This is a genomic window from Pseudoalteromonas sp. RW-H-Ap-1, from assembly GCF_048318575.1.
Taxonomy (GTDB): Bacteria; Pseudomonadota; Gammaproteobacteria; order Enterobacterales; family Alteromonadaceae; genus Pseudoalteromonas.
Window position 1 is genome coordinate 1,723,797 of sequence record NZ_CP166996.1, and the last position, 15,884, is coordinate 1,739,680.

Annotated in this window: 12 protein-coding genes and 2 pseudogenes; 3 read left to right on the top strand and 11 right to left on the bottom strand. The window is 39.2% G+C overall.

Going from position 1 to position 15,884, the window contains the following annotated elements; all coding sequences use genetic code 11:
* Positions 1-88 precede the first annotated feature (88 nt).
* The gene (locus AB8618_RS08105; protein ID WP_409425529.1) at positions 89-1,315 is read left to right on the top strand and encodes an aminotransferase class V-fold PLP-dependent enzyme; all 1,227 of its coding nucleotides are present in this window, start codon (positions 89-91) and stop codon (positions 1,313-1,315) included.
* A gap of 12 nt (positions 1,316-1,327) precedes the next feature.
* On the top strand, positions 1,328-1,744 hold the full coding sequence (locus AB8618_RS08110) for a SufE family protein (protein WP_178956134.1): 417 nt from the start codon (positions 1,328-1,330) through the stop codon (positions 1,742-1,744).
* A gap of 35 nt (positions 1,745-1,779) precedes the next feature.
* Here the strand turns inward: AB8618_RS08110 and tcdA are convergent, their stop codons facing one another.
* The 7 genes and pseudogenes from tcdA to AB8618_RS08145 all read right to left on the bottom strand — a co-directional run bounded on the left by tcdA (position 1,780) and on the right by AB8618_RS08145 (position 9,191).
* The gene (gene tcdA, locus AB8618_RS08115; RefSeq protein ID WP_413402147.1) at positions 1,780-2,577 is read right to left on the bottom strand and encodes a tRNA cyclic N6-threonylcarbamoyladenosine(37) synthase TcdA; all 798 of its coding nucleotides are present in this window, start codon (positions 2,575-2,577) and stop codon (positions 1,780-1,782) included.
* Positions 2,578-3,257, bottom strand: a pseudogene (locus AB8618_RS08120) (TIGR01621 family pseudouridine synthase).
* Positions 3,254-4,015 carry a 3-deoxy-manno-octulosonate cytidylyltransferase gene (kdsB, locus tag AB8618_RS08125; RefSeq protein ID WP_413402151.1) on the bottom strand — a complete coding sequence of 254 codons (762 nt, stop codon included), beginning with the start codon at positions 4,013-4,015 and terminating at the stop codon, positions 3,254-3,256. The pseudogene AB8618_RS08120 and the gene kdsB overlap by 4 nt, the downstream one beginning before the upstream one ends.
* Positions 4,003-4,200 carry a Trm112 family protein gene (locus AB8618_RS08130; protein ID WP_008112074.1) on the bottom strand — a complete coding sequence of 66 codons (198 nt, stop codon included), beginning with the start codon at positions 4,198-4,200 and terminating at the stop codon, positions 4,003-4,005. Before AB8618_RS08130 ends, kdsB begins: the two co-directional genes overlap by 13 nt.
* Positions 4,190-5,170, bottom strand: coding sequence for a tetraacyldisaccharide 4'-kinase (gene lpxK, locus AB8618_RS08135; RefSeq protein ID WP_413402153.1), 981 nt, complete (start codon positions 5,168-5,170; stop codon positions 4,190-4,192). Before lpxK ends, AB8618_RS08130 begins: the two co-directional genes overlap by 11 nt.
* The gene (gene msbA, locus AB8618_RS08140; protein ID WP_413402155.1) at positions 5,167-6,912 is read right to left on the bottom strand and encodes a lipid A export permease/ATP-binding protein MsbA; all 1,746 of its coding nucleotides are present in this window, start codon (positions 6,910-6,912) and stop codon (positions 5,167-5,169) included. The genes lpxK and msbA overlap by 4 nt, the downstream gene beginning before the upstream one ends.
* 60 nt (positions 6,913-6,972) lie before the next feature.
* Positions 6,973-9,191: pseudogene (locus AB8618_RS08145) on the bottom strand (DNA internalization-related competence protein ComEC/Rec2).
* A gap of 27 nt (positions 9,192-9,218) precedes the next feature.
* Here AB8618_RS08145 and AB8618_RS08150 point away from each other — a divergent pair.
* Entirely contained in the window at positions 9,219-9,725 is a 507-nt protein-coding gene (locus AB8618_RS08150; RefSeq protein WP_413402159.1) for a DUF2062 domain-containing protein, read from the top strand.
* 92 nt (positions 9,726-9,817) lie between these two features.
* Here AB8618_RS08150 and AB8618_RS08155 read toward each other — a convergent pair whose 3' ends face one another.
* From AB8618_RS08155 to rlmKL, 4 genes are read right to left on the bottom strand one after another with little or no spacing between them, the layout of a single operon-like run.
* Positions 9,818-11,557, bottom strand: a complete 1,740-nt coding sequence (locus AB8618_RS08155) for a DUF3466 family protein (RefSeq protein ID WP_413402161.1) — start codon at positions 11,555-11,557, stop codon at positions 9,818-9,820.
* 11 nt (positions 11,558-11,568) lie between these two features.
* Positions 11,569-13,482, bottom strand: a complete 1,914-nt coding sequence (locus tag AB8618_RS08160) for an ABC transporter ATP-binding protein (RefSeq protein ID WP_413402163.1) — start codon at positions 13,480-13,482, stop codon at positions 11,569-11,571.
* A 2-nt stretch (positions 13,483-13,484) separates the two neighbouring features.
* A complete protein-coding gene (locus AB8618_RS08165; protein ID WP_413402165.1) occupies positions 13,485-13,736 on the bottom strand; it encodes a glutaredoxin family protein in 252 nt (83 codons plus the stop codon).
* Positions 13,729-15,846: a bifunctional 23S rRNA (guanine(2069)-N(7))-methyltransferase RlmK/23S rRNA (guanine(2445)-N(2))-methyltransferase RlmL gene (gene rlmKL, locus AB8618_RS08170; RefSeq protein WP_413402167.1), complete on the bottom strand. Its 2,118-nt coding sequence runs from the start codon at positions 15,844-15,846 to the stop codon at positions 13,729-13,731. Before rlmKL ends, AB8618_RS08165 begins: the two co-directional genes overlap by 8 nt.
* Positions 15,847-15,884: the final 38 nt, after the last annotated feature.

A 15,884-nucleotide genomic window follows, 5' to 3' on the forward strand; every position in this document is an offset into this window, starting at 1 on the left:
CTTTTGCGGCCTTTTTTATTACATGTTACTTGAGAATTATCTTAAACCGATTACAATTCTTGCCCGAATTAATTAACTTTATGAGCCTATGTCTGTGTCCTTGTTTGATCCTAAAACAATCCGTAATGATTTCCCTACTCTAAATCAGACAATCAATGGCTACCCTTTGGTTTATTTAGACTCGGCTGCAACAACGCAAAAGCCACAATGCGTGATTGACGCTACTAACAAGTTTTACACCAATCAGAATGCAAATGTTCATCGCGGCCGTCACACCCTTAGTGAGCAAGCTACAACGGCTTATGAGCTAGTACGTCAACGCGTTGCTGATTATTTTCAGGTAAGCGGTAATGAAATTGTCTGGACAAAAGGCGCTACTGAGGCGATTAACTTAATTGCACATGGCCTAAGAAATACATTAACAACTGACGACACCATTTTAATTAGCCCAATCGAACACCACGCGAATATTGTGCCATGGCAAGAACTCGCGGCATACACAGGTGCATCGTTAAAAGTGCTGCCACTCAATGACGATGCCACCTTTGATATTAGCCAGTGCTGTGACGTGATTAAACTCACCAAGCCTGCGCTGCTAGCTATTACACAAGCCTCTAATGCGCTGGGCAATATTACCGATTTAACTCCGCTGATAACCGCTGCGAAGGCAGTAGATGCGTTAACTTTAGTCGATGGCGCTCAAGGCGCTCTGCATTTAAGACCTAATTTAATCAAGCTTGATTGTGATTTTTACGTGTTTTCAGCTCACAAAATGTTGGGGCCAACAGGATTAGGCGGTTTATATGGCCGCTACAGCGCACTTAATGCATTATCGCCTTACCAAACAGGCGGTGAAATGATTGAAAAAGTGACCCTAACGCAAAGCACTTATCGTGACGCTCCCGCTAAGTTTGAAGCTGGGACGCCAAATATAGCCGGTGTTTTAGGCTTTGGTGCGGCGCTTGAGTATTTAATGGCACTTGATCAGCAAACATTAAAGCACTATGAACAACAGTTGTTTATTTATGCAGCGAACGCACTGAATCAAATAGACGGTATTAGTATCTATAGCGACCTAAAATCGAACATTGGTACACTGTGCTTTAATTATAAAAATGAGCATCCGTATGATCTGGCAACTTTACTTGACGGCTATGGTATTGCAGTACGAAGTGGTCATCATTGTACCCAACCATTAATGACCCATTTAAAACTAAATGGCTCACTCAGAGCGAGTTTTGCATTTTATAATACGACTAAAGATGTAGACCAATTTATTACTGCGCTTAAAGAATGCATCGCTTTATTAGACTAATTTGGATATATAATGACTCACACATACCAACTGGTAAGTAAAAACATTGAAAACAGTGCAAGCTGGCAACAGAAATACCGTGAAATTATGTTACTTGGCAAAACACTCCCGCCACTTGCCGATATATTAAAAACCGACGATGCGCTCGTGCAAGGCTGTGAAAGTAAAGTGTGGATGTTTGTTGAATTTGACCTAACCGAAAATGCGTTGGTTGTGATTGGTGATTCTGATACGCGCATAGTAAAAGGCTTATTGGCGTTAATTTTAGCTCTGTATAACGGTTTAACACCAGAAGAAGTGTTAAACATTAATGCCTATGAAGAATTTGAAAAGCTTGGCTTAATTAGCCACTTAAGCGCTTCTCGCGGCAATGGGGTAAAAGCCATGGTGGAAAAAATACAAACCTTAGCTAAACAAAAAGCGCGTTAAGCGCTTTTTATAACAGTATAATAAGCAGCCTGTAGTTAAATATTTAAACGTGCACGCTTATCTAAATATTTTCTCACTGCTTTAGCGGCAACAAAGAAGCCAAAACTTCCAGTGATCATCGTCACTGAGCCAAAGCCATTATTACAGTCCATATTCATACTGCCATCTGCATTGTGTTTCGCATAACACACACTGCCATCGTTACCTGGATAAACAAGCTGCTCTGTTGAATAAACACAGTCAATATTAAATTTACGTTTTGGGTTAGAACTAAAATTATATTGCTTACGCAAGATATAACGTACTTTTGCAAGCAATGGATCTTGAGTCGTTTTTGCCACATCACCAAAAGTAATTTGACTCGGATCGGTTTGCCCACCTGCACCGCCCGTGGTGATTATAGGTAGTTTATTACGCTTACAGTGTGCGATTAATGCTGCTTTTTCTTTTACCGCATCTATACAATCTATTACATAATCAAAACCTTGAATATGTTCTTGAATATTATCAAGGGTAATAAAGTCATCAATCACATTCACCACACACTCAGGGTTGATAAGCTCGCAGCGCGTCTTCATAGCATCTACTTTAGCTTCCCCTATTGTGCCTGTTAAGGCATGAATTTGACGATTGACATTGGTTGCACAAATATCATCTAAATCAATTAAGGTGATTTTACCCACACCGGTACGCGCTAGTGCTTCAGCAGTCCAACTGCCTACACCACCAATACCCACAACACAAAAATGTGCTTGCTGTAACCACTCAAATTGCTGTTGACCATATAGTCGTTTAATACCACCAAAGCGGATATCAGTTACTTGTTCACTCATTTACCAATCCAATTTCCACGGCGTTTGCCAAGAATCAAAATCTTGATGTTTTATTAATTGCGCATACTCTTCACCAGATTGTGGCAACAGGGTATGTTGTATTTTTTGCGCTTTCCAATTAAAATCCAGCGCAAATGCATGTAAATAGGTACGCTCTGCTGGACTCCCTGCATAACTCGCATCACCCATTATGGGGGCACCCAAACTCTTTAATGCCACCCTAAGCTGATGAGTTTTTCCCGAATAGGGTTTTAATAGATAAGCTCTAAAACCGCTTTTAAAGCTAAACGAATAAAAACGTGTAATAGCGGGGTTACTCTGTGAGTTTAATAATTTATACGTGCCACGGCGAGACTTAGCCATATCACCTTTAACCCAGCCTTGCTTTTTTTAGGCTTGGTATCACTAACCGCCAGATAAAACTTATTAATCGCATGCTGGGTAAATAATTGCGTAAATTCAGCTGCTGCCGCTTTGCTTCGCGCGAGTATAATCAACCCAGAGGTGACTTTATCTAAACGGTGTACTGCAAATAATTTTTCGTTTAACTGTTGCTCAGCTATTACCACAAAACCGGGGCCCTCTTCAGAGTGAAAATTGAGCCCTTGTGGTTTATTTATGATGTAAAAATCATCATGCGTATATTGCACTTTCAATACAGGCGTTTGTGTTGTGTTCACGCGCTTTTACTTTGAATATGGGCAACCACTTTAGCTAAATCTTCTGGTGTGTCGACTCCTGCATGAGGTGTAACTAATGCTTGCTCTATTTTAATTGCATAACCATGGTATAGCACGCGTAACTGCTCTAACGATTCAAGTAGTTCTAATGGTGAAACACTTAATTCAATATATTGCTTTATAAATCCTGCACGGTAAGCATAAATACCCACGTGACGTTGAAAAGGCGCTAAATTCAGTGGTTGCTGCTCTGCCATCATGGTACTCCTATCAAAAGGAATACTCGCTCTTGAAAAGTACAAGGCATTTTTATTAATGTCACTGACCACTTTAACCGCATTAGGATTAAACACTTCATCACGCTCTTCAATAGCAACACTTAAGGTTGCCATTGGTGCAGTTGATTGCGCTAATAATGTCGCCACTTGCGATACGTTATCAGGGGATAACAAAGGTTCATCACCTTGTACATTTACCACGATAGTGTCATCAGCTAAATTAAGTAAATCCACCACCTCGGCTAAGCGCTCTGTGCCTGATTGATGATCTTCACGTGTCATCAAAACGTTACTCGTAAAACGTTTAGCAACATCAAACACTTTTTGATGATCGGTGGCAATAACCACCTTGCTAGCTCCTGACAAACAGGCCTTTTCATACACATGCTGTATCATTGGTTTGCCACAAATATCAGCGAGCGGTTTACCTGGCAAACGAGTTGAAGCGTAACGCGCAGGGATAACAACTACGAATTCCACTTTTCTACCTCTTCAAGAGACAATTCACGAGCTTCATTTTCAAGCAATACCGGAATATCATCGCGTACAGGATAAGCTAGTTTTGCTGCAGTGCTGATCAGCTCTTGGTTTTCTTTATCAAAGCGCAACTTACCTTTGCAAACAGGGCAAGCAATAATTTCGAGTAACTTAGTGTCAAAGGCCATGATGGATCCCTTTTTCTTTTAATAATAAATTCAATGTGTTTATTACTGCTGCAGTTGGCTGAGCGTCAACTGGCAAATAATACCAATTCGGTTTTGCAAAATCACGGCACTTAACCGCATCTTTTTCTGTCATTAATATACAGTCATCACCAAATTGAGCAAAGTCATCAGCGCTGTAAGCATAATGATCGCGAAAGTGATGTGTTGATAACAATTCTATACCATGCGCTTTTAATGATGCTTCAAAACGTTGTGGGTTGCCGATTGCACTCACCGCATGCGCTGATTTTATAGCCGTTGTAATCTCAGTATTATCAGCAACACGTTTAATAACTGATGGTTGTAAGCGATAACTAAATTCATGCTCAGAGCCATTTTCAATCACTAAATCTACACTGTTTAAACGAGAGGTGGTTTCACGAAGTGGTCCTGCTGGCATTAAAAAGCCATTACCAAATTTTCTTTCGCTATCTACAATACAACATTCTATACTGCGTGCCATTTTGTAATGCTGCATGCCATCATCTGAAATAATCACATCAAGCTTGAAATGTTGATTAAGCATTTCTATATTGTGCTGTCTATTTGGCCCCACAACTAACGGACATTGTAAACGGTTAAATAAAAGTACCGGCTCATCACCAGCCTCTAAAGTCGTCGTATTGGCAGTCACTAATAATGGGTATTGAGCTGCTTGCCCGCCATAGCCGCGACTAATTAAACCAACGGATAAACCTTGGGCTGTTAAGTGTTCATGCAGCCATAATACAAATGGGGTTTTACCATTACCGCCAACGCTTATATTACCAACCACAATAACCGGTGTTTTGCTGATAAACGATTTAAGAATGCCGAACTTATAGCAATATTTACGCAGCAAAGAAACACAGCCAAAGATAGCGGACAGTGGTAGTAGCAATAAGGTAATTAAGCTAAAAGGTTTGTACCAGCTTTGCTCTATTTTACTCACCCCTGCTCACCAAACTGCATTTTACAAAGAGCTGAGTAGGTACCATCGTTAGCCAGTAATTGAGTATGCGTGCCACTTTCTATCACTTTACCGTTATCAATCACATAGATACGGTCACTATTTTCAATAGTCGATAGCCTATGGGCGATAACAATAGAGGTTTTATCTTTCATTAATGTATCAAGGGCGTGTTGAATAAGCTTTTCAGACTCAGTATCCAAGGCCGAGGTTGCTTCATCTAAAATTAAAATAGGTGCATCTTTTAAAATAGCACGAGCAATCGCAATACGTTGGCGTTGACCCCCTGAAAGCATTACCCCGTTCTCGCCAACCATAGTATTAAGTTGCTCTGGTAAGTCTTTTACAAACTCCCACACATGAGCTTGCTTCGCAACGCCGTGAAGCTCTTCGATAGAAACTTCACGTTGTAAACCATAACAAATATTATTGGCAATAGTGTCATTAAATAGCACCACTTGTTGCGATACTAACGCAAATTGGCGACGTAAATCAGTAAGCTTGTATTCGTTAAGTGCAACACCGTCGAGTAAAATTTCACTTGGCGCTTCTAAGTCATAATAACGAGGTAACAAATTAGAAATAGTCGATTTGCCCGAGCCAGAGCGGCCAACAAGTGCAATACTCTCACCGGCTTTAATGCTCAGTGATAAATCGTTAAGCACGGCTTCATCCTTGGTTGGGTATTTAAAGGTGACGTTTTTCACCTCAATATGCCCTTTTACCTTATCAATTGGTAAGGTACCCGTGTCTTTTTCAATTTCTTCATCTAGCACTAAAAAAACACTCTGAGCAGCTGAAATACCTCGCTGTAAGTCACTGTTTACATTGGCAAGTTGTTTTAGTGGACGCAGTAACATCATCATTGATGAAATGAGTACTACAAAATCCCCAGAGCTAATACTGTCTATCATAGAGGGCATCGACACAACCCATAAAATAACAGCCATAGCACTGGCAGCCAAAATTTGAATAATAGAGACACTTAGCGCCTTGGTCGCATCCATTTTAATTCGTTGTTGGCGGTTATGATTATTAATTTTAGAAAATTGATCAATTTCTTGTGTTTGCCCGCCAAAGCCATGGATCACTTTGTGACCACTGAGCATTTGCTCTGAACTACGGGTAACTTGTCCCATCGCTGACTGGATATTTTTCGAGATATGACGAAAACGTTTAGATACCACGGCTACTATGATAGCTACCAACGGGATAATAACTAAAAAGATTAACGACAACTGCCAACTGGTATAAAACATCACAGCAAGTAAAAACACCACAAAAGCACCTTCCCGCACAACAATAAGCAAAGCTTTGGTAATTGCTTGTTGAACTTGCTCAGTATCAAAGGTAATTTTTGAAATAAGATCGCCCGTCGAATTTTTATCATGAAACGATACCGGTAAGTGTAATATATGCTCAAACAGCTCTTGGCGAAGCGCACGCACTACTTGTGAGCCAACATAGCTTAAACAGTACGATGACATAAAGTTAAATACGCCACGCCCGATAACCAGCGCAATAACCACAAATGGCGCATAAGTTAGTACCTGACTGTTACGCTCATTTAAACCTTCATCGATAAACGGCTTCATAAGTTGAATGAATAATGCATCCATACCTGAGTAACCTATCATTCCAATAATCGCAACGATGGCGATCGACTTATAAGCACCAACGTAAGAAACAAGCCGTTTATATATTTGTGTAGTACTTTGTTCCATAACACTCTCTAAAACCAGTAACAGCCCCTATTGTATCCTTAGCAACAGCAAAACAAAACGTCAATCTTTGATAAACCAATAACTTTCCGCCCCTCTTGCGGTACTCAGCTCTAGGTGTTTAGCATAAAAATCAACCCGAATGTGCCCCACATCACCGGTGCTATATTGTTTGGCGTTTATTTTATTGTAACGCTTAACTACCGCTTTACTTGGAAATTGCCACTGGCCTTGATAAGCACTTGAATGAATCACAAATGTTGGGTTTACGGCCTTTATAAACTCGACACTGGAAGAGCTATCACTGCCGTGATGAGGACTTAACAAAACGGTACTTTGTAAATCATGCCCTTGTTTAATTAATTTAGACTCCCTCGCCTTTGATATATCACCAGTGAGAAGCACACTATGGTTTGCACTTGAGATTTTAACGACACAGGAATTATCATTACTGTTATTAAACTCCTCTTTAGCAAAGGTTTGAATACTCAAACCTTGAAAGTCTATCGTTGTTGCTATGCAATCGTTATATACACGACTTGGATGAAAATACTCAAAGCTCGTTGCATAACCCGCTTTTTTAAAATGTGCAACGCCTCCAGCATGGTCGCTATCTTGATGACTCACAATCGCGGTACTTACCATTAGATTATGGGCATCAATATAGGGGAGTAAAACACTAGTGACACGGCTAAAGCGATTAAAGTAACTTGGCCCAAAGTCATAAATAAACGCGTGTTTGTCTTTTTCTATCAGTACCATTAAACCATGGCCCACATCAAATACATTCAGCCGCCAAAGGCTGGTTTGCGTAGAGTAAAGGTTAAAAAGAAAAGTCAAAATCGGAATGCAGGCCAGTAAGCGAAGCTCAATAAAATAAAGCAAAGGAACAACACTATAAAGCGCCACCACGGTGGTCATACTTATCTGTCCCACATTAAGCCAACGTACCTGCTGAGGTATTGCCTGCAGCATTTGGTAAAGATAGGCCAATGGAAAATCATATAATACGATAAATGCGTACCAATCGGTTAATAATCCCAGCAACACACTTAAAAATAAAGCAGGCATTAATACAAAAGATAAAATGGGAATAGCGACAAGATTTAAAACTAAACCCGCTAAACTCACGCCATTAAAAAAGTATAATGACAAGGGTAATAAGCCAATAAATAACCCCAGTTGAATACTAAATAATGTTCGTATGTTGGCTAGTAATGAGTTACCCCGAAGCGGAAATTGCTTTAAAACAATAAAAATAATACATACTGCTAAAAACGAAAAGTAAAGCCCTGGGTTTAATACACTAAATGGGTTAATCGCTAAAATAATGACCAGTGCGAATAAAATACTGCGCCACCTCAATGACTGCTTTGCCAAATAATAAAGTAGCAAATAACAGCCCAACATAATTAAAGCGCGGGTTGAAGAAATGATAAAATTACTTAAGTAAACATAAATAAAAGCTGCAACAAAACCAACAGCGCTATAAACAATAGAAACATTTAATGCTTGATTTAGTTCAGGTTTAACCAACTTAAGACAAAACCGTGTGACAAAATAACAAAACCAAACACTAGAGAGATATGTAACCCAGAAATGGCTAATAAATGACTTAACCCAAGACTCTGCATTAACGCTTTATGCTCGAATGTCATTAAAGACTTATCGCCAGTTAACAACGTATAATAGAGCCAATTAAGCTCAGCATTATTTACCAACTTTTTGACATAAACTCTATAGGCTGAAACGGCATTACTTTTTTGAGAGCTTTTAATATTAAGCTGTTTATTGAGCACTGTACCTTTAAACGCTATCTTTTGTGTAAAAGCATAAAGCTGATTATCAAAAACAGTAAAATTCTTAATGGATCTATAGTTTTTAAGTCTCACTTGAGCATTAAAAGCATCACCAGAATGAATTGGTTGTGCAAAATTGATACTTAATAAGGCATAAGGTGCTCTAAAGTGACTATATTCACTGTCTTCCAAACGCGTTATTTTAACTTTTGCATATTGGGGAGGTGTAGTAGAAATAACCTCTTCTACCACAACATCGACTGAATAAGCATATTTTTTGTGCTGTTCAGGTAACTCAAATGAATAAAACAAAATAAAATGTGCTGCTACACAGCAAATACCGCAAATAAAGCCTAACAATACAGTTAAAAACGGCTTAAAATACGTGCTCACAATGAGGATTGAAATTGTGATAATTGTAAATTCAAGGGTTTGATAATAAAACACGGTAATAACAACACCGACAACAAATCCAAGACTCATCCACACAGACGTAAATGGTTGCTTTAAATGGCTAAAAAAACGATCCAACGGTTTTTACCTGATCCAAATAAAATTAGACATCACAAATCACTAAAAATATTTGGTCGTCTTTTGCATGATGCTAACCTTTGGCATTTAAATCGACGTTCAGCACGCGGTGCTTTTGCCGTTGGACTTTTCTTTGCATTCATCCCTGTTCCTTTTCAAATGGTGCTTGCCGCTGCCGCAGCCATAATCTTAAGAGTTAATTTGCCTATATCAGTTGCTTTAGTGTGGATCACTAACCCACTTACAATGCCACCTATCTTTTACGGCTCGTACTTGGTTGGTACATTAGTGCTAAATCAACCTGAGCAACATTTTGCGTTTGAAGCAAGTTGGCCATGGTTTATAGAAAGTTTAACGACAATTGGCCCCGCTTTTTTAGTGGGTTCGCTTGTGTGTGCATCTATTGCCAGTGTTATTGGCTATTTTGGTATTGACTTGATTTGGCGCCGCTCAGTGAGGCGAGCTTGGACATCGAGAAATAATTAGCGCCTACTTCTCCATAAAGGGCTGCTCTTTACCTTAATATAGACAAAAAAACCAACTTAACAAGTTGGTTTTTTATAAACGAATAGCATTACCTAGAAACGAAAAACGCGTCTTAATCCAACTAAAGGCAGTAGTAGCAAACCAAACCATGAGAAACTGGCTGAGCTACGTTCATAAAACTCTGTATCTGGGGCTTTACAGTTTTCAACTTCACCGTTAGCAATCGGTGAAAGTTTTACCGCAACAGCAACACTTTCATATTGAATATTGCCATTAATATCAGTTACAACTTCGCCTCGTGAATTTAACTTTTCAACCGTTTTAGTTGCTACACCAAATACTTCATTGTTTTCGTTGATTGATTTCGCTTCTACCATTTTATAACTAAAACTAGTCTCACCATCACTGTCAAAACAAGGTAGTAAACTATTTAAATTTGTGATTTTGTCATCGCCAATTTTATAAATAAAGGCTTCTGAGCGTCTTGTGCTGGTTGTATCACCAACCTCACCCTCACCAACGATATAACCTTGGTTATTAATGTCATTCGCGTATGAGTTTGAGCTAGTGAAATAATCTTCAGGAAATACGGTCGTATTAGTATTTATATCATGATGGAAGAACTTGGCAATTAAACTACCTTCAATACCTTTTGAAGCGTAACCAACCACAATGTCATTATCATTGATAGCGAATGCTTTACCAGCTTGCCAATCATCTTGCTGGTTTATAAAATCAACCACTTCACCGTCTTTAAAATAAGTTGGCATAGTTAAAATAGTCGAATCTCTGTCAAAATAACGAGTGTTCGAAAAACCGACCGCTACATCATTTTTATTAACTGCTAATGCATTACTAATAAAAGGATTAGTGTCCTCATCTTCTTCTGGAGTAAGCGCTAAACCCAACAGCTCTGTTGAAGTCACATTATAGGCACTATCTAGAGTCCATTTAACCGCTGTTTTATTGAATACACCACGCGTACTTCGACTGTTAAGTGATTCAATACAGACCATTACCGGCTCATCAAGGCCATCACAATTATCAGTAATTGTGGTTTGTCTCTCAGCAGGAATACTGACCGATACATTACCAACAACAATGTAACCTGTGTCAGTGGCAACAATATCAGATGCTTTACTAGTCCCACCGTGTTCAGTAAATTCTGGAACAAACGGCACTTCAACACCATCTGCAGATATCAAAATCCCACGTTCTATGAAGTCACGAGTAAACCACGTTTCTTCCTCTGTTTCACCATCTGGTGTAAAACTCACTTTATCAAAAGGAGCACTGCCCCAGCCAACAGTCGTTCCGTCTTCTGCAACGCCATTATAAAAATTACTTGTCGAGCGGGTCAGGCCATCGTAATCAACAGAAGCGATATCAAATAAAGGCTGCTCTGTTATTACACCACTATTATAATTTGTAGCAATAATTGAACTGATTTTTTGATACTCAAAGTTAGATGACAAGTTTGATAAATAACGAACCATAAAAGTATGCGCATCAGCATTAGTGTAAATCGCATCGTTATTTTCTATGTCATCAAGCGTAAAGGTTATTTCTTTATCAATTTCTTTAAACCTTGTCACTTCCGCGTCGTAAGCACTATTGATTGAACTTTCTGTAAAATCAATATAACTAATATCAATAGGGAGGTTGTATAAGCCATTAGCAACGCCAATGACATGGCCACTTTCGCTCACATCAGTAACATATGTATGTTTTGCAGCTTCAAAGTCACCTAATTCGGTTAACTGGTACGTTGCACTCAATGCTGATGTACTCAGTGTGGCTAAAACACTGGCCGCGAGTAATTTATATTTCATTTTATTCCTTACTACTGATTCTTTAATTCTTCAAGTTCTTCCCAACGCTCAAAAGCGGCTTCAAGGTCAGACTCAAGTTGGGCTAAATGGTTCAATTCCTTGGCTGTTATATCACTGTCTTGCTTGAAAAAGTCTTCGTGACTTACTCGTTCTTGTTGTTTTTCAAGCTCAGCTTCAAGTTGCTCCATTTTATTAGGTAGTTGCTCTAGTTCAAGTTTTAATTTGTAAGAGAGTTTATTTGCTTTGTTATTGCTTTTAACTGGCGTTGGCTCTGTTTTTTCAACTTTTTTGACTGGCTGCTTTTGCAACTCTTTGTGCTGCTCCGCCAAATAGTTGGTATAAGCTTCATAATCACTGTAGCCACCAACAATATCAGTGACTTTGCCGTTACCTTCAAATGCCCAAACACTCGAACAGGTATTATCAATAAACTCTCGGTCGTGGCTTACTATCAACACCGTACCTTGATATTGATTAATGATATCTTCAAGGAGTTCTAATGTTTCTATATCTAAGTCATTGGTAGGCTCATCGAGCACTAATATATTTGAAGGTTTCAAAAATAACTTGGCTAATAACAACCTGTTTTTCTCACCACCTGAAAGTGCTTTTACCGGTGTACGAGCACGTGCTGGCGGAAATAAAAAGTCTTGTAAATAGCCTAACACGTGACGTGAGCGTCCGCCCATCATCACTTCTTGCTTACCTTCAGCAACGTTATCTTGAACGGTCGCTTCTTCATCAAGCTTCTCACGGTACTGATCGAAATATGCAAACTCTAAGTTAACACCTTGCTTGATTTCACCACTGTCTGCTTTTAAATCACCAAACAACAATTTTAATAGCGTTGTTTTACCAATACCATTAGGCCCCACCAAACCAATACGATCGCCACGCATCACTAAAGTAGAGAAATCATCAGCTATCACTTTTTCTTTAAATGCATGATTTAAGTGTTTAGCCTCAAATACTAGTTTACCTGAACGATCAGCTGTTTCGATATTGAAATCAGTTTTACCTACTTGTTCCACACGTTGTTTACGTTCATTACGTAATTGTTTCAGCTCACGCACACGGCCTTCATTACGGGTTCGACGGGCTTTAACACCTTGGCGGATCCATGCTTCTTCTTCCGCTAAGCGTTTATCAAACAATGCATTTTGTGTTTCTTCTACTTTTAAATCATGCGCTTTTTGTTCTAAGTAAGTGGCATAATCACCAGGATAAGAAATTAGCTTACCGCGATCTAAATCTAAAATACGTGTAGCAACAGCTCGAATAAATGCACGGTCATGCGATATAAATACAATACCGCCTTTAAATTCTTTTAGGAATTGCTCTAACCACATTACACTTGTCATATCCAAGTGGTTAGTAGGCTCATCGAGCAGTAATAAATCAGGCTCACTCACTAAAGCACGCGCTAATGCAACTTTACGTAACCAACCGCCAGAAAGCGACTTAAGTTTCGCATCAGGAGTTAGCTCTAATTGAGTAAGTACAAGCTGAATTCGGCTATCAAAACGCCAGCCATCTGCCGCCTCTAATTTATTAGATAAACGCTCTAATTTATTTAATAGTTGATCAGTGCAATCTGTTTGCAATTGTGTGCTTACATGATGAAAATCAATCAGTAAGTTAGCAATTTCAGGCATACCTTGGGCAACGTAGTCAAATACAGTGCCACTTGCCCCTTTAGGTGGATCTTGCTCTAAACGCGATATTTTTAAACTACCAACTTGGTTTATCTCGCCATCATCAAGTATTACTTGACCGTCGAGTACTTTTAAAAGCGTTGATTTACCTGCACCATTGCGACCTACAATACACACACGTTCGCCACTTTCGATTACTGCATCTGCATTATCTAGTAATGGGTGTGTACCGTAAGCTAATTGTGCTTTTGAAATTCTAATTAAATCCATAGTTAATCTTTACTCTTATCTGCTTGCGCTAAAAACTGCTGCGCCTGAGGTGCAGTAAAAGGCCAAAATAATTGTTGGCCTTGTTGATTTTTTAAAACCGGAATGCTTATTTGATACTCTAAAATTAATGCGTCATCGCTCATAATATCAATAAGTTGTAATTCATCGGTTGATGAAAGTAACGGTTTTAACAGCTGCTCTGCTTGCTCGCACAAGTGGCAGCCGTCGGTGTGATATAAAATCCACTTAGCCATGTTTAATTAACCAGCTATTGTGTATTTTTTTATTGCGTTTAAAGTCAGGAGATAAGGTTTTATCAGAGATATTTTCTGCTTTTAACCCCAAGCCCATTAAGCCAACTTCATCCATTACAAAACCGCGTTTATTATTAGAGAATATTAGCGTACCCGATGGGCTCAATATTTTTTTAACCCAAGTTAACAGCTTAATGTGGTCGTTTTGTACATCAAACGCGTCTTTCATTCGTTTAGAATTTGAAAAAGTAGGCGGATCTAAAAAGATCAGGTCATACTGCCCTTGTGCATACTCTAGCCATTTTAAACAATCTGCTTGCTCAAAACGATAACGCGTATTGCTAATATCGTTAAGCGCAAAGTTATCTTGACCCCACTTTAAATAGGTTTTAGACAAATCAACGGTTGTAATCGCTTTTGCGCCACCAATGGCTGCATGTACTGAGGCGGTTCCTGTGTATGCAAACAGGTTTAAAAAGCGCTTATCTTTAGCATTTTCTTGAATGTAACGACGTGCAAGGCGATGATCTAAAAATAGCCCTGTGTCTAAGTAGTCAAATAAATTAACTTTAAACTTAGCACCAAACTCTTCTACCACCATGGTTCTATTTTGCTTGGCCATGGGTGTATATTGCTCTTCACCCTTTTGCTTTTTACGTACTTTTACAGCAATGTTTTCAGGTGCAATATCAAGTTGTTGTGCTGTTAAGCTAATAACATCTTGTAAACGCTTCTCTGAGGTTTTTTCATCAATCTCTTTCGGTGCTGCGTATTCAAAAATAACCGCTGAATCACCATAAATATCAACAGCAACGTTATATTCAGGAATATCTGCATCGTAAACACGATACGCATGGACTTGGTTTTGCTTAAGCCAATTTTTTAAACCTTGCTTGTTCTTTTTCAGGCGATTAGCAAATGCCATCGAACCTTCAAAGTTTAAAGCGGGCTTGTCATCAGAGGTAAGGCTGACTTGCTTGTCATCAAGTTGATACAGGTTTAATTCAACATCAAGGGGGCCATTTTTAAATTTATAGCGTTTTTGCTTCACTAATTTAAGCAATTTAAACAGGCTTTCATCCATACCCAGTAGAGCGAGTTTCCAATGATTAAAGTGCTTTTTAAAACCAACACCTAGACTACGATGCAGGTTTACAAGTTCAGCCATAGAACCAATACGCTCACCATAAGGTAAGTTAGAAATAACAACACCCGGCAATTTTGCAACGCTCGTCAGTTTTGTCGCATCGCTTTGCTTAAATTTAATCACCGTATCAAGCTCAGCACGCTGCGCATTGGCAATCGCTTTATCAAGTACTTGCGCATCGTAATCATGGCCAATTAGCCATAATTTAGGGTCGGTGATATTCGCTGTAAGCTGCTCTTTAAGTTCTTTAAATTTTGCCACTCTAAAGCTGGGTAAACGCTCAAACGCGAATCCTTCACGGAATAATCCAGGCGCTTCATTACGTGCCATTCCAGCCGCTTCTATTAAAATAGTGCCGGCACCACAACATGGATCAAACAGCGGTTGATTAACATTTTCAAGCCAACCACTACGTTTTATTATTGCCGCAGCTAAATGCTCTTTTATGGGTGCTTTACCTTGGCCTTGGCGGTAACCGCGTTCAGATAAGCGCGGCCCTGAGTAATCAATATACAGTGAAACGCCATGGCGATTTAAACGTGCAACCACTCGCACATTGGCATCTTGCTTATCTACATTTGGTCGCTGTTCAAATAAATCGTTAAAGTAATCAACGATGGCATCTTTAATTACTAAACCAGAAAACTGGGTATTTTTAAGCGAGTCGTTTGTGCCATTAAAATCAACAGCAAAAGTTTGCGTTGGGCCAAACCATTCTTGCCAAGGTTGTAAGCGTGCAAATTTATACAAGCTGTCTTTGTCATTTACGCCTTCTCTTTCTTCAATAAGCATAAGTACACGCGTAGCAAAGCGTGAAGATAAACACACTTTTTGCGCTAGCAATGAGTCAGCCTCAAAGCGAACAGAGCCCACAGTTTGCTTTGACACCGTAGCGCCAAGTTCTGTAAGTTCATCAACCAATAAATTTTCGATTCCGATAGAAGTAAGTGCGATAAATTGCAAAGTAAAAACCCTTAATAGCTAATTGCGCGGGATTATAA